21 protein-coding genes and 2 pseudogenes are annotated in these 23,277 nt (G+C 72.6%); 16 read left to right on the top strand and 7 right to left on the bottom strand.

What is annotated here, in order from left to right; genetic code table 11:
* Positions 1-2 precede the first annotated feature (2 nt).
* Positions 3-903, bottom strand: a pseudogene (locus ACGFT2_RS05140) (FAD-dependent oxidoreductase).
* Positions 904-1,157: 254 nt separating this feature from the next.
* Between ACGFT2_RS05140 and ACGFT2_RS05135 the strand changes: the two are divergent.
* A complete protein-coding gene (locus tag ACGFT2_RS05135; protein WP_393273590.1) occupies positions 1,158-2,798 on the top strand; it encodes an ABC-F family ATP-binding cassette domain-containing protein in 1,641 nt (546 codons plus the stop codon).
* A 43-nt stretch (positions 2,799-2,841) separates the two neighbouring features.
* Here ACGFT2_RS05135 and ACGFT2_RS05130 read toward each other — a convergent pair whose 3' ends face one another.
* A complete protein-coding gene (locus ACGFT2_RS05130) occupies positions 2,842-3,408 on the bottom strand; it encodes a TetR/AcrR family transcriptional regulator (protein WP_393273588.1) in 567 nt (188 codons plus the stop codon).
* An 85-nt stretch (positions 3,409-3,493) separates the two neighbouring features.
* Here ACGFT2_RS05130 and ACGFT2_RS05125 point away from each other — a divergent pair, with 85 nt between their 5' ends.
* Positions 3,494-3,955 carry a nuclear transport factor 2 family protein gene (locus ACGFT2_RS05125; protein WP_393273586.1) on the top strand — a complete coding sequence of 154 codons (462 nt, stop codon included), beginning with the start codon at positions 3,494-3,496 and terminating at the stop codon, positions 3,953-3,955.
* Positions 3,956-4,192: 237 nt separating this feature from the next.
* On the opposite strand, the gene ACGFT2_RS05120 is transcribed toward ACGFT2_RS05125, so the two are convergent.
* Positions 4,193-6,712, bottom strand: coding sequence for a Tex family protein (locus ACGFT2_RS05120; RefSeq protein ID WP_393273584.1), 2,520 nt, complete (start codon positions 6,710-6,712; stop codon positions 4,193-4,195).
* A gap of 103 nt (positions 6,713-6,815) precedes the next feature.
* A complete protein-coding gene (locus ACGFT2_RS05115; RefSeq protein ID WP_251095718.1) occupies positions 6,816-6,947 on the bottom strand; it encodes an LPFR motif small protein in 132 nt (43 codons plus the stop codon).
* A 141-nt stretch (positions 6,948-7,088) separates the two neighbouring features.
* Between ACGFT2_RS05115 and ACGFT2_RS05110 the strand changes: the two are divergent.
* Positions 7,089-7,235, top strand: a pseudogene (locus ACGFT2_RS05110) (DJ-1/PfpI family protein); the annotation flags it as partial.
* Here the strand turns inward: ACGFT2_RS05110 and ACGFT2_RS05105 are convergent.
* The gene (locus ACGFT2_RS05105) at positions 7,222-7,977 is read right to left on the bottom strand and encodes an enoyl-CoA hydratase/isomerase family protein (RefSeq protein WP_393273581.1); all 756 of its coding nucleotides are present in this window, start codon (positions 7,975-7,977) and stop codon (positions 7,222-7,224) included. The pseudogene ACGFT2_RS05110 and the gene ACGFT2_RS05105 overlap by 14 nt on opposite strands.
* Positions 7,978-8,311: 334 nt before the next feature.
* On the opposite strand from ACGFT2_RS05105, the gene ACGFT2_RS05100 reads away from it, so the two are divergent.
* Positions 8,312-8,806, top strand: coding sequence for an ATP-binding protein (locus ACGFT2_RS05100; protein WP_393273894.1), 495 nt, complete (start codon positions 8,312-8,314; stop codon positions 8,804-8,806).
* A 14-nt stretch (positions 8,807-8,820) separates the two neighbouring features.
* Here ACGFT2_RS05100 and idi read toward each other — a convergent pair whose 3' ends face one another.
* Together idi and ACGFT2_RS05090 are read right to left on the bottom strand one after the other, a co-directional pair.
* Complete coding sequence (gene idi / locus ACGFT2_RS05095; RefSeq protein WP_393273579.1) at positions 8,821-9,414, bottom strand: isopentenyl-diphosphate Delta-isomerase; 594 nt, start codon at positions 9,412-9,414, stop codon at positions 8,821-8,823.
* 175 nt (positions 9,415-9,589) lie between these two features.
* Positions 9,590-10,531 carry a cation diffusion facilitator family transporter gene (locus ACGFT2_RS05090; RefSeq protein WP_393273577.1) on the bottom strand — a complete coding sequence of 314 codons (942 nt, stop codon included), beginning with the start codon at positions 10,529-10,531 and terminating at the stop codon, positions 9,590-9,592.
* Positions 10,532-11,244: 713 nt separating this feature from the next.
* Here ACGFT2_RS05090 and ACGFT2_RS05085 point away from each other — a divergent pair.
* The 12 genes from ACGFT2_RS05085 (at position 11,245) to ACGFT2_RS05030 (ending at position 23,233) form a co-directional block, all read left to right on the top strand.
* Positions 11,245-13,050: a DUF5941 domain-containing protein gene (locus tag ACGFT2_RS05085; RefSeq protein ID WP_393273575.1), complete on the top strand. Its 1,806-nt coding sequence runs from the start codon at positions 11,245-11,247 to the stop codon at positions 13,048-13,050.
* A complete protein-coding gene (locus tag ACGFT2_RS05080) occupies positions 13,047-13,799 on the top strand; it encodes a sugar phosphate nucleotidyltransferase (protein ID WP_393273573.1) in 753 nt (250 codons plus the stop codon). The genes ACGFT2_RS05085 and ACGFT2_RS05080 overlap by 4 nt, the downstream gene beginning before the upstream one ends.
* Entirely contained in the window at positions 13,787-14,848 is a 1,062-nt protein-coding gene (locus tag ACGFT2_RS05075; RefSeq protein WP_393273571.1) for an iron-containing alcohol dehydrogenase family protein, read from the top strand. Before ACGFT2_RS05080 ends, ACGFT2_RS05075 begins: the two co-directional genes overlap by 13 nt.
* Entirely contained in the window at positions 14,826-15,605 is a 780-nt protein-coding gene (locus ACGFT2_RS05070; RefSeq protein WP_393273569.1) for a CDP-alcohol phosphatidyltransferase family protein, read from the top strand. Before ACGFT2_RS05075 ends, ACGFT2_RS05070 begins: the two co-directional genes overlap by 23 nt.
* On the top strand, positions 15,602-16,486 hold the full coding sequence (locus ACGFT2_RS05065; protein WP_393273567.1) for a glycosyltransferase family 2 protein: 885 nt from the start codon (positions 15,602-15,604) through the stop codon (positions 16,484-16,486). Before ACGFT2_RS05070 ends, ACGFT2_RS05065 begins: the two co-directional genes overlap by 4 nt.
* Positions 16,487-16,593: 107 nt before the next feature.
* Positions 16,594-17,523, top strand: coding sequence for an ABC transporter permease (locus ACGFT2_RS05060; RefSeq protein WP_393273565.1), 930 nt, complete (start codon positions 16,594-16,596; stop codon positions 17,521-17,523).
* Positions 17,516-18,295, top strand: coding sequence for an ABC transporter ATP-binding protein (locus ACGFT2_RS05055; RefSeq protein WP_393273563.1), 780 nt, complete (start codon positions 17,516-17,518; stop codon positions 18,293-18,295). The genes ACGFT2_RS05060 and ACGFT2_RS05055 overlap by 8 nt, the downstream gene beginning before the upstream one ends.
* A 361-nt stretch (positions 18,296-18,656) precedes the next feature.
* A complete protein-coding gene (hpnC, locus tag ACGFT2_RS05050) occupies positions 18,657-19,553 on the top strand; it encodes a squalene synthase HpnC (protein ID WP_393273561.1) in 897 nt (298 codons plus the stop codon).
* Positions 19,550-20,500 (top strand): presqualene diphosphate synthase HpnD, encoded by a 951-nt coding sequence (gene hpnD / locus ACGFT2_RS05045; RefSeq protein ID WP_393273559.1) that lies wholly within the window; start codon positions 19,550-19,552, stop codon positions 20,498-20,500. The genes hpnC and hpnD overlap by 4 nt, the downstream gene beginning before the upstream one ends.
* The gene (locus tag ACGFT2_RS05040) at positions 20,500-20,628 is read left to right on the top strand and encodes a DUF6380 family protein (protein ID WP_393273557.1); all 129 of its coding nucleotides are present in this window, start codon (positions 20,500-20,502) and stop codon (positions 20,626-20,628) included. The genes hpnD and ACGFT2_RS05040 overlap by 1 nt, the downstream gene beginning before the upstream one ends.
* Positions 20,625-22,100, top strand: coding sequence for a hydroxysqualene dehydroxylase HpnE (hpnE, locus tag ACGFT2_RS05035; RefSeq protein WP_393273555.1), 1,476 nt, complete (start codon positions 20,625-20,627; stop codon positions 22,098-22,100). Before ACGFT2_RS05040 ends, hpnE begins: the two co-directional genes overlap by 4 nt.
* Positions 22,100-23,233, top strand: a complete 1,134-nt coding sequence (locus ACGFT2_RS05030; RefSeq protein WP_393273553.1) for a polyprenyl synthetase family protein — start codon at positions 22,100-22,102, stop codon at positions 23,231-23,233. The genes hpnE and ACGFT2_RS05030 overlap by 1 nt, the downstream gene beginning before the upstream one ends.
* Positions 23,234-23,277 lie beyond the last annotated feature (44 nt).

Here is a 23,277-nt window from a genome sequence, read left to right as displayed (position 1 = left end):
GATCAGGCGGCCGGAGCCACCAGTCCGGCCGCCTCCCGGGCGCAGCCCCACGCCACCGTGATCCCGGCCCCGCCGTGGCCGTAGTTGTGCACGAGCGCCCGTCCGTCCGGCAGGGTCTCCCGCTCCAGCCGTACCGCGTCGCGGGCCGGCCGCAGTCCCACCCGGTGGGCGAGCACCCGCGCACCGGCGATCTCCGGCCGGACCGCCGCGCAGCGGGCGACGATCGCAGCGGCGGTGTCCGGGTCCGGCTCCAGGGACCAGTCGTCCTCGTCCGCCGTCCCGCCGAGGAGGAGTCCGCCCGGCTGCGGGATGAAGTACGTGGAGGCCGCCGAGGAGTGGTCGACGGAGGTGAACCAGGTGCTGACGCCCGGGTTCGCCACGACGACCAGTTGCCCGCGCACCGGACGCACAGCGGGGTCCGGCACCAGCGAACGGGCCCCGAGACCGGTGCAGTTGACCACCACCGGGGCGGGCACCGCGGTCAGGTCGGTCACTTCCCGCTCCTGCACCGTCCCGCCCGCCTTCGCCAGCCGCTCGCGAAGCCACGCCAGGTGCACCGGCATGTCGATCACGGGCAGCCGGGCGGCCAGTCCGCCGTCCACCCCGCGCAGCCCCGCAACCCGGCCCGCCCACTCGCCCAGCTCGTCCGGCCGGGCCCCCCGGTGCACGCCGTCGAGCAGGCGGACGCCCGTCTCGCGCGGGCGCGCGGCCAGTTCCCCGTACACCGCGAGCGATTCCAGCGCCCAGGCACCGGCCAGCGGCTCCGGTTCGATGCGATACGGCCACCACAGGCCACCCGCGACCGCCGAGGTCGTACGCCCGGTGGGCTCCCGCGCCCACACCCGGACCCGCCGCCCGGACTCGGCCAGCACGCCCGGCGATCCCGGCCCCGACCACGATCACTTCGTCACTCGGCTCGCTGTCCACGCGAGGACGATAGGTCCTGTCCGGCCGAAACCGACATGGCCCGTCCGGCCGAAACCGGCATGGCCTGTCCGGCCGAAACCGGCATGGCCTGTCCGGCCCGGCGAACAGTCGGCCGGATCCCGGCCGGTCCGGGCCGGGCGCGTCCCACGGCGCGTTCCGTGCCGCGTCCGCTGCCGCGTCCGACCGCGCGTGGGATGCACGGATCCCCGGCGGACTAGGATCGCGTTCTGATGACTGCCACCCTCGTCGCCAAGAACCTCGCCGCCGGGCACGGCGACCGCTCCCTCTTCTCGGGTCTCGACCTCGTCGTCGCCCCCGGTGACGTGATCGGACTGGTCGGTGCCAACGGCGCGGGCAAATCCACCTTGCTGCGCCTGCTCGCCGGGCTGACCGCACCCGAGCAGGGCGAGCTGCGGCTGTCCCCGCCGGCCGCGACCGTCGGGCACCTGCCGCAGGAGCCCGAGCGCCGGCCGGCGGAGAGCGTCCGGGCGTTCCTGGCCCGCCGCACCGCAGTCGCCGAGGCGCAGCGCGTGCTGGACGAGACCACGCAGGCGCTGGTCGACGGGGCGCCCGGAGCCGACGACGCCTATGCGGTCGCGCTGGAACGCTGGCTCGGACTCGGTGGCGCCGACCTGGAGGAGCGCGCGGAGGAGGTCGCCGACTCGCTCGGCCTCGCCGTGGACCTCGACCAGCCCATGACCTCCCTGTCCGGCGGCCAGGCGGCCCGCGCCGGCCTCGCCTCCCTCCTGCTCTCCCGGTACGACGTCTTCCTGCTCGACGAGCCGACCAACGACCTCGACCTGGACGGCCTGGAACGCCTGGAACGGTTCGTCACCGGCCTGCGCGCGGGCACGGTCGTCGTCAGCCACGACCGCGAGTTCCTCACCCGCACCGTCACCAAGGTCCTCGAACTGGACCGCGCCCAGGGACAGATCAATCTGTACGGCGGCGGCTACGAGGCCTATCTCGAGGAACGCGAGGTGGCCCGCCGGCACGCCCGTGACGACTACGACGAGTACGCCGACAAGAAGTCCGCCCTGCAGGACCGCGCCCAGATGCAGCGGACCTGGATGGACAAGGGCGTGAAGAACGCCCGGCGCAAGGCCGGCAACGACAACGACAAGATCGGCCGCAAGTTCCGCAGCGAGGCCAGCGAGAAGCAGGCCGCCAAGGCCCGGCAGACGCAGCGCATGATCGAGCGCCTGGAGGTGGTCGAGGAACCCCGCAAGGAGTGGGAGCTGCGCATGGAGATCGCGGCCGCCCCGCGCTCGGGCGCCGTGGTCGCGACCCTGCGGGAGGCCGAGATCCGCCGCGGCGACTTCACCTTCGGCCCGGTGTCGCTGCAGATCGACTGGGCGGACCGGGTCGCGGTCACCGGGGCCAACGGCGCAGGCAAGTCGACGTTGCTCGGTGCGCTGCTGGGCCGCATTCCGCTCGACTCCGGCCACGCGGCGCTCGGCTCGGGCGTCCTGGTCGGCGAGGTCGACCAGGCCCGGGGGTTCTTCCACGGCCCCGAGACCCTGTTCGACGCGTTCCGCGCGGCCGTCCCCGACACCGAACCCGTCGAGATCCGCACCCTGCTCGCCAAGTTCGGCCTGAAATCGGACCACGTGCTGCGTCCGGCCGCGACCCTCTCGCCGGGCGAGCGCACCCGTGCGGCGCTCGCGCTGCTCCAGGGCCGGGGCGTGAACCTCCTCGTCCTGGACGAGCCGACGAACCACCTCGACCTGCCGGCCATCGAGCAGCTGGAATCGGCCCTCGACGCCTACGAGGGCACGCTGCTCCTGGTCACCCACGACCGGCGCATGCTGGACGCGGTCCGGGTGACCCGGCGCCTGGAGGTGGCCGACGGCAAGGTGACCGAGCGCTAGGTGGGGTGGACCGGCGCGCCGCCGGCCCACCCAGCCCACGGGATCAGGGGTTCGCGAGCAGCGTCGCTGCGGCTGCACGGGCATGGCGGGCCGGGGCCGGATCGCCGCTGACGGCCGCGGTCACGATGGCTCCTTCGGCGAGCAGGCACACCGGTTCGGCCGCCGGCGTCCCGGCCGCGTGGACCCATGCGGCTATCTGGCCGTGGAACGCCCGCTTGTGCGACCGGACCTCGGCCAGGACCGCCTCCGACGAGGAACCGAGCTCGCCGTAGGCGTTGATCCACGCGCAGCCCCGGAAGCCGGGCCGCGCGAACCACTCGCCGAGCCAGTCGAAGACCGCGAGCACCCGCCCCCGAGGATCCGGGACCCGGTCCACGTACGCGGCCAGCTCTCCTCTCCAGCGCCGGTCGCGGCGCCGGAGCACCGCCACGACCAGGTCCTCCTTCGCCGCGAAGAATCGGTAGATCCGCTTCAGCGGCAGACCGGACGCCGTGCGCACCTCGTCCATTCCGACCGCCTGGACGCCTCGTTCGTAGAAGAGCCGCTCCGCCGCGTCGAGCAGCGCCTCGCGGTCCAGGCGGTTCCGCTCCTCGGTGATCGGGGCTGGCATCCGGGCTCCTTGAGTTGAGAACGACCGTTCCCTAAGCTAGTCGACGGCAGTAGAGAACGCACGTTCTCGATGTGAGGAGGCCGCCGTGCCCGAAGATCGCCCGCCCTTCCCGCCGTTCACGCGGGAGACAGCAGTGCAGAAGGTCCAGGCCGCCGAGGACGCGTGGAACACCCGTGACCCCGAGCGGGTGGCCCTGGCCTACACGCCGGACTCGGTCTGGCGGAACCGCGACACCTTCCTCCGCGGACGCGAGGAGATCGTCGCGTTCCTGACGCGGAAGTGGGAGCGCGAACTGGACTACGCGCTGCGCAAGAGCCTGTGGTCGTTCCACGACGACCGGATCGCCGTCCGATTCCAGTACGAGTGCCACGACGCGGACGGCCGGTGGTGGCGCAGTTACGGCAACGAGCTGTGGGAGTTCGACGAGCACGGTCTGATGACACGCCGCGAGGCGAGTATCGACGACGTCGAGATCACCGAAGCCGACCGGCGCATCCACGGCCCGCGCCCCGCGGACGAACACGGCCTCGACATCCCGCTCCGGTAGCCCCGACGGCGGCGCGGCCCGGCGGCCGGAGCCGCCGGGCAAGCCGGTAGACGGGGGAGCGGCGAGATGGCGAGGGGCCGGGGGTGGCTGCCCCGGCCCCGGCGTCGAAACGGCGAGGGGGCCGGGGGTGGTTGCTCCGGCCCCGGCGTCGAAACGGCGAGGGGGCCGGAGGTGGCTGCTCCGGCCCCGGCGTCGAAACGGCGAGGGGGCCGGAGGCGGTTGCTCCGGCCCCTCTCGTCAGCGCTTCTTCGGGTCCAGCAGGCCCGCCCGCCGCAGCGCGTCGGCCATCGCACTGTTGGCCGGGGCCGGCGCCTGCCGTCCGCCCCGGTCGCCGCCGGCGCGGCCCTGCCGCTGACCCTGACCGGCCTGACGCTGGGCCTGGCCGCCCTGGCCGCCCTGGCCGCCCTGGCCGCCCTGGCCGCCTTGGCCGCCCTGGCCTCCTTCGCCGCCCTGCCGAGGGGCCTGCCCGCCCTGACGCCGGCCCTGGCCGGCCTGCCGCTGCTGGGGCGGCCGGGCACCGCCGCGCTGCGGCCGGCCGCCGCCCTGCCCCTGCGGGGCCGCCTCGTCGTCCAGGCGCAGGGTCAGCGCGATCCGCTTGCGCGGGATGTCCACGTCGAGCACCTTCACCTTGACGATGTCACCCGGCTTGGCGACGTCCCGCGGGTCCTTGACGAACGTCTTCGACATCGCCGAGACGTGCACCAGACCGTCCTGGTGGACGCCGATGTCCACGAACGCGCCGAACGCCGCCACATTCGTGACCACTCCCTCCAGGATCATCCCGGCGGACAGGTCGGAGATCTTCTCCACACCCTCCTTGAAGGTGGCCGTCTTGAAGGCGGGACGCGGGTCGCGGCCCGGCTTCTCCAGCTCCTTGAGGATGTCGGTGACGGTCGGCAGGCCGAAGGTGTCGTCGACGAAGTCGGCGGGGCGCAGCGAGCGCAGCACCCCGGTGTTGCCGACCAGGGAGGCCACCTCCTGGCCGGTGGTCTTCACCATCCGGCGGACCACCGGATAGGCCTCCGGGTGCACGCTCGAGGCGTCCAGCGGGTCCGCGCCGCCGCGGATGCGCAGGAAGCCCGCGCACTGCTCGTACGCCTTCGGGCCGAGCCGGGCGACCTTCTTCAGCTCCGAGCGGGAGGTGAACGGCCCGTTCGTGTCCCGGTGCGCGACGATGTTCTCGGCGAGGCCCGCGGAGATGCCGGACACCCGCGACAGCAGCGGCACGGACGCGGTGTTGACGTCCACGCCGACGCCGTTCACACAGTCCTCGACGACCGCGTCCAGCGAACGGGACAGCTTCACCTCGGACAGATCGTGCTGGTACTGGCCGACACCGATCGACTTCGGGTCGATCTTCACCAGCTCGGCCAGCGGATCCTGCAACCGCCGGGCGATGGAGACCGCGCCGCGCAGCGAGACGTCCATGCCGGGCAGCTCCTGCGAGGCGTACTGCGACGCCGAGTACACGGACGCGCCGGCCTCGGACACCATCACCTTGGTGAGCTTCAGCTCAGGGTGCTTGTCGATGAGCTCACCGGCGAGCTTGTCGGTCTCGCGGGACGCCGTGCCGTTGCCGATCGCGACCAGGTCGACCGCGTGCCGCTCGGCGAGCCGCGCCAGCTTGGCGATCGACTCGTCCCACTTGTTGGCCGGGACGTGGGGGTGGATCACGTCCGTGGCGACGACCTTGCCGGTGCCGTCCACCACCGCGACCTTCACCCCCGTGCGGAAACCGGGGTCCAGGCCCAGCGTGGCGCGCGTGCCGGCCGGCGCGGCCAGCAGCAGGTCGCGCAGGTTCGCCGCGAAGACGTTCACCGCCTCGTCCTCGGCCGCCGTCCGCAGCCGCAGCCGCAGGTCGATGCCGAGATGGACGAGGATGCGGGTGCGCCACGCCCAGCGGACCGTGTCCGTCAGCCATTTGTCCCCGGGGCGGCCCCGGTCGGCGATCCCGAAGCGGTGGGCGATGATCGCCTCGTACGAGGACGCCGCCTGCGGCGGGTCGGACGGCTCCTCCGGCTCCAGGACGAGGTCCAGGACCTCCTCCTTCTCCCCGCGCAGCATCGCCAGGATCCGGTGCGAGGGCAGCTCGGTGAAGGGCTCGGCGAAGTCGAAGTAGTCGGCGAACTTGGCGCCCGCCTCCTCCTTGCCCTCGCGCACCTTGGCGGCCAGCCGCCCGCGCACCCACATGCGCTCGCGCACCTCGCCGATCAGGTCGGCGTCCTCCGAGAAACGCTCGGTCAGGATGGCCCGCGCCCCGTCCAGCGCGGCCTGCGGGTCGGCGACTCCCTTGTCCGCGTCGACGAACGCGGCGGCGGCCGCCGACGGTTCGACGGAGGGGTCGGCCAGCAGGCCTTCCGCGAGCGGCTCCAGGCCGGCCTCGCGCGCGATCTGCGCCTTGGTGCGCCGCTTGGGCTTGTAGGGAAGGTAGACGTCCTCCAGCCGCGCCTTCGTCTCGGCGCCGCGGATCCGCGCCTCGAGTTCCGCGGTGAGCTTGCCCTGCTCACGAACCGACTCCAGGATCGCGGACCGCCGCTCCTCCAGCTCCCGCAGATAGCGCAGCCGCTCCTCGAGCGTGCGCAGCTGCGCATCGTCGAGCATCTCGGTCGCTTCCTTGCGGTAGCGGGCGATGAAGGGCACCGTCGAACCGCCGTCGAGCAGTTCGACCGCGGCCTTCACCTGCCGCTCCCGTACGCCGAGTTCCTCGGCGATCCTGCCTTCGATGGATCCTGCTTCGATGGACCCGGGTGTCGTCACGATCCCGTACCGCCTTCTCCACTGAGGTTGCGCGGCAATTGTGGCAGGTGGCGCCGACAATCGGGGATCAGGGCGGCACGCGGCGGGCCGCCGGGCCGGAACCTCAGGCCCGGCTCCCGCGGGCGGAGGAGGAAGCTCCGCCGAACAGCCGGGCGACCGCCCGGAAAGGCAGCGTGACCACCGTGGCGATGGCCCCGCCGATCTGCCGCAGTACGTCAGCGATGGCGCGGAACACGAATTGCTCTCCTTTCCGCCTGATCCCGGTGACCAGACGGGGACCGGGTACCTCCGCACAGCGCGCTGGAACCCGCGACGGCGGAAAAGGTGGGAAACCCGTCGTTGCGGCCATCGCGGAACCCGCCGAGAAGGACCGGACAGGATCGCCGGCGACGACCACGCCCAGGTTGTCCAGCTCGCCACGGAGTGCGATCCGCAGCCGCCCTACGACGCCGGCTCGCCGGGGAAGGCACCCGCGCACGTCGTCGCGGAACTCCGCGGGCGCAGCCGCTTCATTCTGTCGTAGCCACGCTCCAGGTGAAGCGGGGCTGCCGGCGCTCCAGGAAGGCGGCGACCCCCTCCGCGGTGTCGCCGCCCGTGCGCGCCTGCTCCGCCCAGTGCCCGTCCCGGTCGCTCCGGCCGTTGGCGAACTCCTTCGCCGCTGCCTGGGTGAGCTGCGAGCGGGACGCCAGGACCCGGGCCAACCCGGCGACCCGCTTGTCCAGTTCGCCTTCCGGCAGTACCTCGTCCACCAGCCCGGTGCGCAGCGCCCGCCCGGCGTCGATCAACTCGGCCGTGAACAGCAGGTACTTGGCGGCGGCCGGCCCCACCAGCGACACCAGCCGCCGGGTCGAGGACGCGGGGTAGACGATGCCCAGGCGCGCCGGCGTCACCCCGAACAGCGCGCCCTCCTCGGCCAGCCGCAGATCGCAGGCCGCGGCGAGCTGCGCCCCGCCGCCCACGCAGTGCCCGCGCACCGCGGCGAGGGTCGGCTTCGGGAACCCGGCCAGCGCCTCCTCGGCCGCCACCGCGAGCCCCTGCGCCTCCTGCGGGGCCCCCTGGAGCGTGCTGATGTCCGCGCCCGCACAGAAGGTCCCGCCCTCCCCGGTCAGCACCAGCACCCGGACGTCCGGGTCGCGCGCGAACCGGTCCAGCAGCGGTGGCAGCGCTCGCCACATCGCGGCCGTCATGGCGTTGCGCTTGGCCGGGTGGCGGATGACCACGGTGGCGACGGAGTCGGCGACCTGGTGCGACAGCTGGGGCTCCATGATCCGGATCGTAGCCGCAGCCCCGCCCCCGTTCGGCCCCGGCCCGGCTCGCCCCCCGCCCCGGCCCCCCCACCCCGGTTCGGCCCTGCCCGGGCGCCTGCCGCCGGCTCCCCGGCTCGCGGTGGCACACCGGCAGGTCAAACACCTACAAGCCGAAGAGTTCGCGAACCGGCGTCCGGGAGGCAGGAACAGTCCCACACGTGCCGATGTCATACGCAGTCGATCAGAAACCGCTCGATACCCGCTGACTTCTGTTCAGTCCGACGGAACACGGTGGATCGTTACCAACACTCGACGTGTGGTGACAATCGAGCGCGAGGGTGGCGACCGGACGATGGATGACCACGGGCGCGGGGACGGCCCGGGCCCGGCGGGGGCCCCCGAGCGGCCGCCCGGTCCACTGCCGTACGAAGGGGTCTGGCGGTTCACCGCGCCCGCCGTGGACGCCTCGGTTCCGCAGGCGCGCCGCGCGGTGCGCGACCTGCTGCTGCGTCAGGGCGTGCCGGTCGGGGAAGACCTGGTCCACGGCCTGCTGCTGATCGTCTCCGAACTGGTCACCAACGCGGTACGGCACGCGGCGCTGCTGTCGCCGATGCTGGCCGTGGAGGTGGCCGTCGGAGCCGAATGGGTACGGGTGTCCGTGGAGGACAACCACCCCTATCGCCCGACCGCCCTGGAGGCCGACCACGGCCAGACGGGCGGCCGGGGACTGCTCCTGGTCCGCGAGGTCGCCCGGGAGGCGGGCGGGGTGATCGACATGGAGCACACGGCGAGCGGCGGCAAGGTGATCTGGGCCGCCCTGCCGCTCGAGCCCGCCCTCCTCACGTAGCGACGCGCGGCGGCCTACCAGCCGGCCGACGGGCCCGTCAGCTCCCTGACCGCCGGACGGGCCGCGTCCAGGACGGTCATGAACCAGGCCGAGAACGGGTCCCGGGCGTGCCGCTCCGCCAGCTCGGCCGCCGTGACGAAGGCGGTCGAGCCGACCTCCTCCTCGTCGGGCGCGAGCGGAGCCTGCACCAGGCCGACGAACAGGTGGTTGTACTCCTGCTCCACCAGGCCCGAGGCCGGGTCCGGGTGGTTGTAGCGGACCGTGCCCGCCTCCGCCAGCAGTGACGGGGACACGCCCAGCTCCTCGAAGGTGCGCCGGGCCGCCGCCGCGAAGGGTGCCTCGCCCGGGTAGGGGTGGCCGCAGCAGGTGTTGGACCACACACCGGGGGAGTGGTACTTGCCGAGCGCCCGCTGCTGGAGAAGCAGCCGGCCCTGCTCGTCGAAGAGGAACACCGAGAACGCGCGATGCAGCTGTCCCGGCGGCTGGTGGGCGGCGAGCTTCTCCGCCGTTCCGGTCGTCACGCCCTTCTCGTCGACCAGTTCCAGCAGAATCGCCTCTTCGGTGCCCTTCGACGAGCTGTGCGTCGCGGTGGCAGGTGTGATCGGCATACCCATCCTTCGCCTCGGTCTTCGCCCCCCAAGTCTGCCGTACGAATCCGGCACTCCCGGCACTTCCCGGCACGTCCGCGCGCGGCGCGGCACCGGAAGCGGGATCCGGTGGATCACCGTGCCCGCGGCTCGCGGTCCGGAACCGCCCAGGAGGCCCGAACGGCAGTACGCACGGTCAGTGGCACAGCCGGGCCTCGTGCTCGGCGTGGCCGCCCGGCTCCAGCTGGAAGGTGCAGTGCTCCACGTCGAAGTGGTCGCCCAGGCAGCCCTGCAGTTCGTGCAGCATCTTCTCGTGGCCGATGGCGTTCAGCGCCTCGGAGCTGACCACGACGTGAGCGGAGAGCACGGGCATGCCCGAGGTGATCGTCCAGGCGTGCAGATCGTGCACGTCCTCCACGCCGTCCAGCGCCAGGATGTGCGCCCGGACCTCCGCCATGTCGACGTTCTTGGGGGCCGCCTCCAGCAGCACGTCCAGCGTCTCGCGCAGCAGCTTCCACGTCCTCGGCACGATCATCAGGCCGATCACCAGCGAGGCGACGGGGTCGGCCGCCTGCCAGCCGGTGGTGAGGATCACGGTCGCGGAGATCAGCACCGCCACCGAGCCGAGCGCGTCGGCGGCCACCTCGAGGAAGGCGCCGCGCACGTTCAGGCTCTCCTTCTGCCCGCGCATCAGCAGGGTGAGCGAGATCGTGTTGGCGACCAGGCCGACCAGGCCGAACACGATCATCTGGCCGCCCCGGGTGTCCGCGGGCGTGACGAACCGCTCGATGGCCTCGAAGAGGACGTACCCGCCGACGCCGAGCAGCAGCAGGCAGTTGGCCAGTGCGGCCAGGATCTCGGCGCGGGCGTAGCCGAAGGTGCGGTTGGTGCTCGCCGGGCGGTTCGCGAAGTGGATCGCCAGCAGCGCCATGGCGAGGCCCACCGCGTCGGTCGCCATGTGCGCCGCGTCCGCGATCAGCGCGAGCGAGTCCGCGACCAGACCGCCGATGATCTCGACCACCATGACCGTGAGCGTGATGCCCAGCGCGATGCGCAGCCGGCCCTGGTACGCGGCCGCGGCCGTACCCGTGGGCGGCGCGTGCGAGTGCGCGTGCCCGTGGTCGTGCCCTGCCCCCATGACCTACCGCCCTTCCGTGTGCCGTCAGGCAGCCAGTCAACTACGGGCGGGGGGTATCGGGCAACGCGGCACTGAACACCGTTGTCATGTGCCCTGACCTGCGGAAACGTTACGCAGGTCAGGGCGGTGACGCGCGCCCCGCGCCCGGCGCCCCCGCGCCCGGCGCCCCCGCGCCCGGCGCCCCGCGCCCGCCGCCGCCTGTCGTGGGCCCTGCGGGCCGCGACCAGGTCGCCGTCGTTCCACCGGGCCACGGAGCGCCCGTGTGCCGCGCGAAGCCCTGCGCCCAGCGAAGCCCTGCGCCCAGCGAAGCCCTGCGCCCAGCGAAGCCCTGCGCCGCGCGAAGCCTTGTGCCGCGAACCCCGTGCGCCCCGCCAAGCCCGTGCGCTCCCACGGTTCATGCGCCGGCCCCCCACGGCCCGTACGCCCCGCCGCGCCCGTGTGCCCCATGACGTCCGTGCGCGGCCCGGGCCCGAGGGGTGTCCCGGATGCCCGGGTCTGCTCCGTGGGTTTGTGGGCCGGGCCCCGGATCACCGATGATGATCGCGGCAAAGGCCGGGGCAGCCCCCGTGGACCGGGCCGTGAACGGGCGGTGAACACGGGCTCCGCACCATCCGATAGCCTTCGCCGACATGCCGCCCGGGTGCCGCAGGCAGGGCGCCCCACCACGCACGAAGACCGGCGCCCGCGCGCCGGCACCCAGGGAGTGAGTTCGGTTGCCGACCGCCATCGTCACCGGTCTGCCGGTCCCCGGATCGTCGCTCGAGAGCGATCTGCGGACGCTCGGCTTCGACGTGCAGGTGGCAGCGGGCGCCGCCGAGGCCGAGACCCTGGTCGCCGCCACGCCCGCCGCGGACCGCGTGGCCCTGGTCGACGCCCGCTTCGTCGGCCACCTGCACACCCTGCGCCTCGGCCTGACCGACCCCCGCTTCCCGCTCGCCGCGGTCCCCGGCGCCGTCACCGCCCAGCCGGCCGCCCGGCAGGCGCTGACCCGGGCCCTGGCCCGCGAGACGTCGGCGAGCGGCGGCACGGCACTCGCCGTGGACAGCCTCGCCGACCGCATCGCCACCGCGCTCGACGTCGACGTCGACGGCGGCGCGGTGCACCGGCCCGAGCTGGGCAGCCTGGTCGCCGCCGTCCCCGCCGACCCGCAGGCCCGCAACGAGGCCCGGCAGTCCGTCGCCGCCGTCGACGACGAGGCGGTACGCCTGAAGTCGGCCGTGAAGTCCCGCGACGGGTTCTTCACGACGTTCTTCATCAGCCCGTACTCGCGCTACCTCGCCCGCTGGTGCGCCCGCCGTGGCCTGACCCCGAACCAGGTCACCACGGCTTCGCTACTCACCGCCCTGATAGCGGCGGGCTGCGCGGCCACCGGCACCCGGGGCGGGTTCGTCGCGGCCGGCGCCCTGCTGATCGCGTCGTTCGTGCTCGACTGCACCGACGGCCAGCTCGCCCGCTACGCCCTGAAGTACTCCACGCTCGGCGCCTGGCTCGACGCCACCTTCGACCGGGCCAAGGAGTACGCCTACTACGCCGGCCTCGCCCTCGGCGCGGCCCGCGGCGGCGACGACGTCTGGGCCCTGGCGCTCGCCGCGATGATCCTGCAGAGCTGCCGGCACGTGGTGGACTTCTCGTTCAACGAGGCCAATCACGACGCCGCAGCCAACACCAGCCCCACCGCCGCCCTCTCCGACAGGCTCGACAGCGTCGGCTGGACGGTCTGGGTACGCCGCATGATCGTGCTGCCGATCGGCGAGCGCTGGGCGCTGATCGCGATCCTGACCGCCGCCACGACCCCGCGCGTCACCTTCTACGTGCTCCTCGTCGGCTGCGCTCTCGCCGCGGCCTACACCACGGCCGGCCGTGTGCTGCGCTCGGTGACCCGCAAGGCCCGGCGTACCGACCGCGCGGCCCGGGCCCTGGCCGACCTCGCCGACTCGGGCCCGCTCGCCGAGGCCGTCGGGCGGGTGGCCGGGAGGGGGCTGCCCGGCCTCGCCGTGCCGGCCGTGGCACTGCTGGGCGGCACCGCCGTCGTGGCCGGCTCGGCCCTGACCGGCTTCGGCGGCTACCTGCCGGTCCTCGGCGCCCTCGTGTACGTCGTCACCTCGGCCCTGGCCGTCGCCCGCCCGCTCAAGGGCGCCCTCGACTGGCTCGTACCCCCGATCTTCCGGGCCGCCGAGTACGGCACCGTCCTCGCGCTGGCCGGCAAAGCCGGGGTGAACGGTGCCCTCCCTGCGGCTTTCGGCCTGGTGGCCGCCGTCGCCTACCATCACTACGACACGGTGTACCGCATCCGCGGCGACGCCGGAGCGCCGCCAGCCTGGCTGGTGCGCGCGGTCGGAGGGCACGAGGGGCGGACACTGCTGATCGCAGTTCTCGCCGCGGTGCTCACCGCTTCTCAGTTCAAGGTCGCGCTCACGGTGCTCGCCGTGGCCGTCGCCGTGCTGGTGCTCGTCGAGAGCATCCGCTTCTGGGTGTCCGCTGGGGCGCCCGCCGTACACGATGAAGGAGAAACCGCATGATCGGCCTCGTGCTGGCGGCCGGCGCCGGGCGGCGTCTGCGCCCCTACACCGACACCCTGCCCAAGGCTCTGGTGCCGGTCGGACCCGAGGGCGCGCAGGACTCGCTCACGGTTCTCGACCTGACCCTGGGCAACTTCGCCGAGGTGGGTCTGACCGAGGTCGCGGTCATCGTCGGTTACCGCAAGGAGGCCGTGTACGAGCGCCGGGCGGCCCTGGAGCAGAAGTACGGCCTGAAGATCACGCTGATCGACAACGACAAGGCCGAGGAGTGGAACAACGCCTACTCCCTGTGGTGCGGCCGTGACGCGCTGAAGGACGGCGTCATCCTCGCCAACGGCGACACCGTGCACCCGGTGTCGGTCGAGCAGACGCTGCTCGCCGCGCGGGGCGAGGGCAAGCGGATCATCCTCGCGCTGGACACCGTGAAGTCCCTGGCCGACGAGGAGATGAAGGTCGTCGTCGACCCGGACAAGGGCGTTCAGAAGATCACCAAGCTGATGGACCCGGCCGAGGCGACGGGCGAGTACATCGGCGTCACGCTGATCGAGGGCGACGCGGCCGAGGAGCTGGCCGACGCGCTGCGGGCGACCTTCGAGCGGGACCCCCAGCTGTACTACGAGGACGGTTACCAGGAGCTGGTGAACCGGGGCTTCAAGATCGATGTTGCGCCGATCGGCGACGTCACGTGGGTCGAGATCGACAACCACGACGACCTCGCGCGCGGCCGGGAGATCGCATGCCAGTACTGACCCGGCTCATCCCTTCGCCCGTCGTCGTGGACATCCGCCCGGGTGCCCTCGACGACCTGGGATGCGTCCTCGCCGACGAGCGGATCGCGCAGTCCGGCCGGCTCGCGGTCGCCGTCAGCGGCGGCTCGGGCGCCAGGCTGCGCGAGCGCATCGCGCCCTCGCTGCCCGGAGCCACCTGGTACGAGGTGGGCGGCGGCACCCTGGACGACGCCATCCGGCTGGCCGGCGACATGAAGTCCGGCCGCTACGACGCGGTCGTGGGCCTCGGCGGCGGGAAGATCATCGACTGCGCCAAGTTCGCGGCGGCCCGCGTCGGCCTGCCGCTGGTCGCCGTCCCGACCAACCTCGCCCACGACGGCCTGTGCTCCCCGGTCGCCACGCTCGACAACGACGCGGGCCGCGGCTCCTACGGCGTGCCCAACCCGATCGCGGTCGTCATCGACCTGGACGTGATCCGCGAGGCCCCGGCGCGCTTCGTGCGGGCCGGCATCGGCGACGCGATCTCCAACATCAACGCGATCGCGGACTGGGAGCTGGCGAACCGCGTCAACGGCGAGAAGATCGACGGTCTGGCCGCGGCGATGGCCCGGCAGGCCGGCGAGGCCGTGCTCCGGCACCCGGGCGGGATCGGCGACAACGAGTTCCTCCAGGTGCTGGCCGAGGCGCTGGTGCTCAGCGGCATCGCGATGTCGGTGTCCGGTGACTCCCGCCCCTCCTCCGGTTCCTGCCACGAGATCAACCACGCCTTCGACCTGCTGTTCCCCAAGCGGGCGGCCGCCCACGGCGAGCAGTGCGGCCTGGGCGCGGCCTTCGCGATGTATCTGCGCGGCGCCCACGAGGAGTCGGCGTACACGGCCGAGGTGCTGCGCCGGCACGGGCTTCCGGTGCTGCCCGAGGAGATCGGCTTCACCGTGGACGAGTTCGTCCGCGCCGTGGAGTTCGCCCCGGAGACCAGGCCCGGCCGCTACACGATCCTCGAGCACCTCGACCTCAAGCCGAACCAGATCAAGGACATCTACGCCGACTATGTCAAGGCCATCGGTAGCTGAACTCCGTCCGGTCGTCCACCCCGCCGGGGTGAAGGACCGGCGCAGCGGTGAGCACTGGGCGGGACGCCTCTACATGCGCGAGGTGTCCCTGCGCGTCGACCGCTACCTGGTCGACACCAGGGTCACGCCCAACCAGCTCACGTACCTGATGACCGTGTGCGGCGTGCTCGCGGCCCCGGCCCTGCTGGTGCCCGGGGTCTGGGGCGCCGTCCTCGGTGTGGTCGCCACCCAGCTGTACCTGCTGCTGGACTGCGTCGACGGCGAGATCGCCCGCTGGCGGAAGCAGTACTCGCTCGCCGGTGTCTACCTGGACCGCGTGGGCGCCTATCTGACCGACGCGGCCGTGCTGGTCGGCCTCGGCCTGCGCGCGGCCGACCTGTGGGGCGGCGGCCGTATCGACTGGCTGTGGGCCTTCCTCGGCACCCTCGCCGCGCTCGGCGCCATCCTGATCAAGGCCGAGACCGACCTCGTCGGGGTCGCCCGCCACCAGACCGGCAAGCCGCCGGTGCAGGAGGCGGCCGCCGAGCCGCGTTCCTCGGGCATGGCGCTGGCCCGCCGGGCCGCCGCCGCGCTGAAGTTCCACCGGCTCATCCTCGGCATCGAGGCCTCGCTGCTGATCGTGCTCCTCGCGATCGTGGACCAGATCCGCGGGGACCTCTTCTTCACCCGCCTGGGCACCGCCGTCCTGGCCGGCATCGCCCTGCTGCAGACCCTGCTGCACCTGGTGTCCATCCTCGCCTCCAGCAGGCTGCGATGAGCGCGCCCCTGCGCGTCGGCGCCGTCGTGATCACCATGGGCAACCGGCCCGAGGAGCTGCGGGCCCTGCTCGACTCCGTCGCCAAGCAGGACGGCGAGCGGGTCGAGGTGGTCGTCGTCGGCAACGGCTCGCCCGTCCCGGACGTCCCCGAGGGCGTGCGGACCATCGAGCTGCCCGAGAACCTGGGCATCCCCGGCGGCCGCAACGTCGGCATAGAGGCCTTCGGCCCCGGCGGCCGTGATGTCGACATATTGCTCTTCCTCGACGACGACGGCCTGCTCGCCCGGCACGACACCGCCGAGCTGTGCCGCGAGGCCTTCGCGGCCGACCCGAAGCTCGGCATCATCAGCTTCCGCATCGCCGACCCCGAGACCGGCGAGACCCAGCGCCGGCACGTGCCCCGGCTGCGCGCCTCCGACCCGATGCGCTCCTCCCGGGTCACCACCTTCCTCGGCGGCGCCAACGCCGTCCGCACCCGCGTCTTCGCCGAAGTCGGCGCACTGCCGGACGCATTTTTCTACGCCCACGAGGAAACCGACCTGGCATGGCGGGCCCTCGACGCGGGCTGGATGATCGACTACCGGTCCGACATGGTGCTGTACCACCCCACGACCGCCCCTTCGCGGCACGCGGTCTACCACCGCATGGTCGCCCGCAACCGCGTGTGGCTGGCCCGCCGCAACCTCCCCGCCCTCCTGATCCCGGTCTATCTCGGGGTCTGGATGCTGCTCACCCTGCTCCGCCGCCCCTCCCGGCCGGCCCTGAAGGCCTGGTTCGGCGGCTTCAGGGAGGGCTGGGCGAACGAGTGCGGCCCCCGCCGCCCGATGCGCTGGCGCACGGTGTGGCGGCTCACCCGGCTGGGCCGGCCTCCGGTGATCTGACAAGCTCGACCTGAGAGAGGTCGCAGACCGCCGAACGACTCGTGAACGCGCGCTCGCCGCTGCGGCGGCGCCGAAGCAGACGAACCCGAAGACGAAAGTATCCACCTGTGAGTGAGACCACGCACGACGGTACGGTCGCGGTGACCGCCGCCCCGTCGCCCGACGGGGGACTGACGGCGGCCGATCTCGCCGCCAAGTACGGGCTCTCCGTGAGCGGCGCCCGGCCCTCGCTCGGGGCGTACGTCCGTCAGCTGTGGGGACGGCGCCACTTCATCCTCGCCTTCTCCCAGGCGAAGCTGACGGCGCAGTACAGCCAGGCCAAGCTCGGCCAGCTCTGGCAGGTGGCCACGCCGCTGCTGAACGCGGCCGTGTACTACCTCATCTTCGGCCTGATCCTGCACGCCAGCCGCGGCATGTCACAGGACGTGTACATTCCGTTCCTGGTCACGGGCGTCTTCGTGTTCACCTTCACGCAGAGCTCGATCATGTCGGGCGTCCGCGCGATCTCCGGCAACCTCGGCCTGGTGCGCGCCCTGCACTTCCCGCGCGCCTCGCTGCCCGTCTCCTTCTCGCTGCAGCAGCTCCAGCAGCTGCTGTTCTCCATGATCGTGCTGTTCCTGGTGGTGATCGGGTTCGGCAGCTATCCGGGCATGTCCTGGCTGCTGATCCTGCCCGTGCTGGCGCTGCAGTTCCTGTTCAACACCGGGCTCGCGCTGATCCTGGCGCGCCTGGGCGCCAAGACGCCGGACCTGGCGCAGCTGATGCCCTTCCTCCTGCGCACGTGGATGTACGCCTCCGGCGTCATGTTCTCGATCGGCAACATGCTGGAGGGGCGCCCCGAGTGGATCGTCCGGGTGCTCCAGGTCAACCCGGCCGCGGTCTACATGGACCTGATGCGGTTCGCGCTGATCGACGGATACGGTGCCTCGAACCTGCCGCCGCACGTGTGGGCCATCGCCCTGTTCTGGGCGGTCGCCGTCTTCGCGGGCGGCTTCGTGTACTTCTGGAAGGCGGAGGAGCGGTACGGCCGTGGCTGAGCAGAGCAACCAGGACCGGCGCCCGACGGTCATCGCGGACGAACTGCACATCGTCTACCGGGTGAACGGCGCCAAGACCGGCAAGGGCAGCGCGACGGCCGCCCTCAGCCGGATCCTGAAGCGCGGCGAACAGCGCGGGGTGCGCAAGGTGCACGCCGTGCGCGGCGTCTCCTTCGTGGCCTACCGCGGCGAGGCAATCGGGCTGATCGGCTCCAACGGCTCCGGCAAGTCCACCCTGCTGCGGGCCATCGCCGGGCTGCTGCCCGCGGAGAAGGGCAAGGTGTACACCGACGGCCAGCCGTCCCTGCTGGGTGTGAACGCGGCCCTGATGAACGACCTCACCGGCGAGCGCAACGTCATCCTGGGCGGTCTCGCCATGGGGATGTCCCGGGAGCAGATCAAGGAGCGTTACGAGGACATCGTCGACTTTTCCGGCATTAATGAAAAGGGCGATTTCATCACACTTCCGATGCGCACCTACTCCTCGGGTATGGCGGCACGCCTGCGGTTCTCCATCGCCGCGGCCAAGGACCACGACGTCCTCATGATCGACGAGGCGCTGGCCACGGGCGACCGCAAGTTCCAGAAGCGCTCGGAGGAGCGCATCCGCGAACTGCGCAAGGAGGCCGGAACCGTTTTTCTGGTCAGTCACAACAACAAGTCGATCCGCGACACCTGCAACCGTGTGCTCTGGCTCGAGCGCGGCGAACTGCGCATGGACGGGCCGACGGACGAGGTCCTGAAGGAATACGAGAAGTTCACGGGCAAGTAGCCCATTTCGGCCAGGGCCCCGCCGGAAACCGTCCGGCGGGGCCCTGCGTCTGCAAAGGAAACGTCAACTCCTGCTGCTGTAAGGAATCTTGAAGCCAATCGGTGTGTTGTTGTGATGTGCAGGACACCCCGACGGTCCTTGCTGCGTTGTACAACGTAAGCTGTACCGGTGCCGGAAAGCGGCAAGTGGGGCGATAATGCGCGACACCCTCCATCGGGGGCGGCCCCACGCAATGCCGGGCGGCGTGTCCGAAATAGTGTGTATTGGGTCGGCAGTGTAGAACGGGAGATGTGACGGCAATGGCGACGGAAACTCCCCAGCTCAACGCAGCGTGTGCCGTCCACGCCCCGGGCAGCGCCCGATGACGGCCGCCGGCGCGGCGCCGGACCCCGAACGCGCCACACTCGACAAGGCCACGAGCGAGAACTTCCCCGTCGCCCCTTTCTTTCTGCCCCGGGCCTGGCGCGACGACCTCATGGCCGTCTACGGTTTCGCCCGCCTCGTGGACGACATCGGCGACGGCGACCTCGCCCCCGGCGGTGCCGACGCCCGCCTGCTCGGCGTGTCGGCCGCCGAGGCCGAAGACAGCCTGGTCCTCCTCGACGCCCTCGAGTCGGACCTGCGCCGCGTCTTCGACGGCACCCCGCACCACCCCCTGCTGCGCCGTCTGCAGCCCACCGTCCGCCGCCGCCGCCTCACTCCCGGGCCGTTCCACGGCCTGATCGCCGCCAACCGCCAGGACCAGCTCGTCACCCGGTACGAGACCTACGACGACCTCGTCGCCTACTGCGAACTGTCCGCCAACCCCGTCGGCCGCCTCGTCCTCGCCGTCACCGGTACCTCGACCCCGGAGCGGATCCGGCTGTCCGACGCCGTCTGCACCGGCCTGCAGATCGTGGAACACCTCCAGGACGTCGCCGAGGACCTTCGCCGCGACCGCATCTATCTGCCGGCAGAGGACATGAAGCGCTTCCACGTCCAGGAAACGGACCTCACCGCGAAAACCACGGGCGCATCGGTGCGCGCCCTGGTTGCATACGAGGCGCAACGCGCCCGCGATCTGCTGAATGAAGGCGCCCCCCTGGTGGGTAGCGTCCACGGCAGGCTGAAGCTGCTGCTCGCGGGGTTCGTGGCGGGGGGGAGGGCGGCGATCCGGGCGATCGCCGCCGCCGACTACGACGTACTTCCCGGCCCGCCCAGACCCGGCAAGGTCCAGTTGCTGCGTGAGGCGGGCGTGATCCTGCGAGGAGAGGGGTGATCCGGACCGTGGATTCTCCGCCGCACGTGTCCGCACCGGTACTCGCCGCCTACAGCTACTGCGAGGCCGTCACCGGGCAGCAGGCCCGCAACTTCGCCTACGGCATCCGGTTGCTGCCGTCGGCCAAGCGCCGCGCCATGTCGGCGCTGTACGCGTTCTCCCGGCGCGTGGACGACATCGGCGACGGCGACCTGGCCGACGACGTCAAGCTGGCGCGGCTGGCCGACACCCGGGCGCTGCTCGCCCGGATCCGGGAGGACGAGGTCGAGGAGGACGACACGGACCCGGTGGCCGTCGCCCTCACCCATGCAGCACGCGCTTTCCCGATCCCGCTCGGCGGCCTGGACGAGCTGATCGACGGCGTCCAGATGGACGTACGCCCAGAGGCCTACGAGACCTGGGACGACCTGAAGGTCTACTGCCGGTGTGTCGCCGGTGCCATCGGCCGCCTCTCGCTCGGCGTGTTCGGCACCGAACCCGGCGCGCGCGGCGCCGAGCGGGCACCCGAGTACGCCGACACGCTCGGTCTCGCGCTGCAGCTGACCAACATCCTGCGGGACGTCCGCGAGGACGCCCAGGGCGGCCGTACGTACCTGCCCGCCGACGACCTCGCCAAGTTCGGCTGCTCGGCCGGGTTCGACCGGCCGGTCCCGCCGGAGGGTTCCGACTTCGCCGGCCTCGTGCACTTCGAAGTTCGCCGGGCCCGCGCCCTCTTCGCCGAGGGCTACCGGCTGCTGCCCATGCTCGACCGGCGCAGCGGCGCCTGCGTGGCCGCCATGGCCGGCATCTACCGCCGGCTGCTGGACCGCATCGAGCGCGACCCGGAGGCGGTGCTGCGCGGCCGGGTCTCGCTGCCCGGACGCGAGAAGGCCTACGTCGCCGTGCGCGGTCTGTCCGGCCTGGACACCCGGCATGTCTCCCGGCGGCCCGTCAGGAGGCGCGCTTGATGGGCCCGTCCGAACCGGCCGGCGCGCGCCGGGCAACCCTTCGCTGCGGCGTGGCGTCCCTGACTGCGACAGCCGGGCGTGCACCGTTCAACCAGCACGTCCGGCATGCAGGGAAGGACGCACGATGAGCGACGGCGCGCGCCCCGCGCAGGCGCAGGACGGCACCCCGCCGGCGACCGGGCGCAGTGCCGTGGTGGTCGGCGGTGGCCTCGCCGGCATCACCGCGGCGCTCGCACTGGCCGACGCGGGAGTCCGGGTGACCCTGCTCGAAGGCAGGCCCAGGCTGGGCGGCCTCGCCTTCTCCTTCCAGCGCGGCGACCTGACCGTCGACAACGGCCAGCACGTGTACCTGCGCTGCTGCACCGCCTACCGCTGGTTCCTCGACCGGATCGAGGGCGCGGCGCTGGCACCGCTGCAGGACCGCCTGGACGTGCCCGTCGTGGACGCCGCCAAGCCCCCGGGCAGGCGGCTCGGCAGGCTGCGGCGCGACCCGCTGCCCGTCCCCCTCCACCTGGGGCGCAGCCTGGCCGGCTATCCGCACCTCTCGCTCGCCGAGCGTGCCGCGGTCGGGCGGGCCGCGCTCGCGCTCAAGGCACTCGACCTCACCGATCCGGCCCTGGACGCACAGGACTTCGGCAGCTGGCTGGCCGCACACGGCCAGTCGGCGCGCGCCGTCGAGGCCCTATGGGACCTGGTCGGGGTCGCCACCCTCAACGCGGTCGCGGGCGACGCCTCGCTGGGGCTCGCCGCGATGGTGTTCAAGACCGGTCTGCTGTCCGACCCGGGAGCGGCCGACATCGGCTGGGCCCACGTCCCGCTGGGCGAACTGCACGACCGGCTGGCCCGCAAGGCGCTCGACTCCGCGGGCGTGCGTACCGAGGTCCGTACACGCGTCACCTCCGTCTCTGTGAACGAGAACGGCGGCTGGAGCGTTCAGGTTCCCGGCGAACGTCTTCAGGCCGACGTCGTCGTCCTCGCCGTACCGCAGCGCGAGACCCACGATCTGCTGCCGCCCGGCGCCCTGGACGCCCCCGAGAGGCTGCTGGAGATCGGCGTGGCGCCGATCCTCAACGTCCACGTCGTCTACGACCGCAAGGTGCTCGCGAAACCGTTCTTCGCGGCCCTCGGCAGCCCCGTGCAGTGGGTCTTCGACCGCACCGACGCCTCCGGGCTGTCGAGAGGCGGCCCCGGAGGGCCGCCGGCCGAGGGCGGCGGCGGGCGACGGGCGGGGCAGTACCTCGCTCTGTCCCAGTCGGCCGCCCAGGACGAGATCGACACGCCGGTCGCCGACCTGCGCGAGCGCTACCTCCCCGAGTTGGAACGACTGATCCCCGGTACCCGCGCCGCCGTGGTCGAGGACTTCTTCGTGACCAGGGAGCGCACGGCCACGTTCGCCCCCACCCCCGGCGTCGGGCGGCTGCGGCCCGGCGCCCGCACCAAGGCCCCCGGCCTGTACCTGGCCGGAGCGTGGACCGCCACCGGGTGGCCCGCGACCATGGAGAGTGCGGTCCGCAGTGGAGTGAGCGCGGCCGACGCCGCGCTGAGCGCCCTGGGCCGGCCCCGCCCGAGCCGTCTCTTCGCGTTCGAGGAGGCGGCCTGATGCTCGATCAGCGCGCGGCGGGCCCCCGCACCACCGGTACCGCAACAAGAGGAGAGACTGTGCCCACTGTGCCCCCGGCCTCGACGCCCGCTCCACGGGCCGCGGTGGACGTGACCGCGCTGCTGGAGCGCGGCCGGACCCTGTCCACACCGGTGCTGCGTGCGGCCGTCGACCGCCTGGCGCCTCCCATGGACACCGTCGCCGCCTACCACTTCGGCTGGATCGACGCCGCCGGCAACCCGGCCGACGGCGACGGGGGCAAGGCCGTGCGCCCCGCGCTCGCCGTCCTCTCCGCCGAGGTCACCGGCGCCAGGCCCGAGGTGGGCATCCCCGGTGCCGTCGCCGTCGAACTCGTCCACAACTTCTCGCTGCTGCACGACGACCTGATGGACGGCGACGAGCAGCGCCGGCACCGCGACACGGTCTGGAAGGTGCACGGCCCCGCCCAGGCCATCCTGGTCGGCGACGCCCTGTTCGCGCTCGCCAACGAGATCCTGCTGGAGATCGGCACCGTCGAGGCCGGCCGTGCCACCCGCCGGCTGACCGCCGCCACCCGCGCGCTGATCGACGGCCAGGCCCAGGACATCTCCTACGAGCACCGCGACCGCGTCAGCGTCGAGGAGTGCCTGGAGATGGAGGGCAACAAGACCGGCGCGCTGCTCGCCGCCTCCAGCTCCATCGGCGCCGTCCTCGGCGGCGCCGGCGACCGCACCGCCGACGCCCTGGAGAAGTACGGCTACCACCTGGGCCTCGCCTTCCAGGCCGTGGACGACCTCCTCGGCATCTGGGGCGACCCCGGCGCCACCGGCAAGCAGACCTGGAGCGACCTGCGCCAGCGTAAGAAGTCCCTGCCGGTGGTGGCCGCGCTCGCCGCGGGCGGCTCCGCCTCCGAGCGGCTCGGCGAGATCCTCGCCGCCGATGCGAAGAGCAGCGACTTCGCGAGCTTCTCCGAGGAGGAGTTCGCCGCCCGTGCCGCCCTCATCGACGAGGCCGGCGGCCGCGAGTGGACGGCCGGGGAAGCCCGCCGCCAGTACGCCATCGCCCTCGAAGCCCTCGACGCCGTCGACATGCCCGACCGGGTGCGGGCCTCCTTCACCGCGCTCGCCGACTTCGTCGTCGTACGAAAGAGATGATCACTATCGGCTCGACACACCTCGCGTAGTCGCCGGCCGGTGCC

Origin of the sequence: Streptomyces sp. NPDC048514 (assembly GCF_043199955.1) — a bacterium.
Classification (GTDB): domain Bacteria; phylum Actinomycetota; class Actinomycetes; order Streptomycetales; family Streptomycetaceae; genus Streptomyces.
Note: the sequence above shows the minus strand (reverse complement) of the source record. Positions and strands in the feature narration are given on the sequence as shown.

Excerpts from the sequence above, each read along its gene's own strand:
- hpnC (WP_393273561.1), top strand. The coding sequence starts at position 18,657 with ATGACGGCCGCCGGCGCGGCGCCGGACCCCGAACGCGCCACACTCGAC.
- hpnE (WP_393273555.1), top strand. The coding sequence starts at position 20,625 with ATGAGCGACGGCGCGCGCCCCGCGCAGGCGCAGGACGGCACCCCGCCG.
- ACGFT2_RS05065 (WP_393273567.1), top strand. The coding sequence starts at position 15,602 with ATGAGCGCGCCCCTGCGCGTCGGCGCCGTCGTGATCACCATGGGCAAC.
- ACGFT2_RS05080 (WP_393273573.1), top strand. The coding sequence starts at position 13,047 with ATGATCGGCCTCGTGCTGGCGGCCGGCGCCGGGCGGCGTCTGCGCCCC.
- ACGFT2_RS05105 (WP_393273581.1), bottom strand. The coding sequence starts at position 7,977 with ATGGAGCCCCAGCTGTCGCACCAGGTCGCCGACTCCGTCGCCACCGTG.
- ACGFT2_RS05135 (WP_393273590.1), top strand. The coding sequence starts at position 1,158 with ATGACTGCCACCCTCGTCGCCAAGAACCTCGCCGCCGGGCACGGCGAC.
- idi (WP_393273579.1), bottom strand. The coding sequence starts at position 9,414 with ATGCCGATCACACCTGCCACCGCGACGCACAGCTCGTCGAAGGGCACC.
- ACGFT2_RS05075 (WP_393273571.1), top strand. The coding sequence starts at position 13,787 with ATGCCAGTACTGACCCGGCTCATCCCTTCGCCCGTCGTCGTGGACATC.
- ACGFT2_RS05100 (WP_393273894.1), top strand. The coding sequence starts at position 8,312 with ATGGATGACCACGGGCGCGGGGACGGCCCGGGCCCGGCGGGGGCCCCC.
- ACGFT2_RS05130 (WP_393273588.1), bottom strand. The coding sequence starts at position 3,408 with ATGCCAGCCCCGATCACCGAGGAGCGGAACCGCCTGGACCGCGAGGCG.
- ACGFT2_RS05030 (WP_393273553.1), top strand. The coding sequence starts at position 22,100 with ATGCTCGATCAGCGCGCGGCGGGCCCCCGCACCACCGGTACCGCAACA.
- ACGFT2_RS05040 (WP_393273557.1), top strand. The coding sequence starts at position 20,500 with ATGGGCCCGTCCGAACCGGCCGGCGCGCGCCGGGCAACCCTTCGCTGC.
- ACGFT2_RS05090 (WP_393273577.1), bottom strand. The coding sequence starts at position 10,531 with ATGGGGGCAGGGCACGACCACGGGCACGCGCACTCGCACGCGCCGCCC.
- ACGFT2_RS05070 (WP_393273569.1), top strand. The coding sequence starts at position 14,826 with ATGTCAAGGCCATCGGTAGCTGAACTCCGTCCGGTCGTCCACCCCGCC.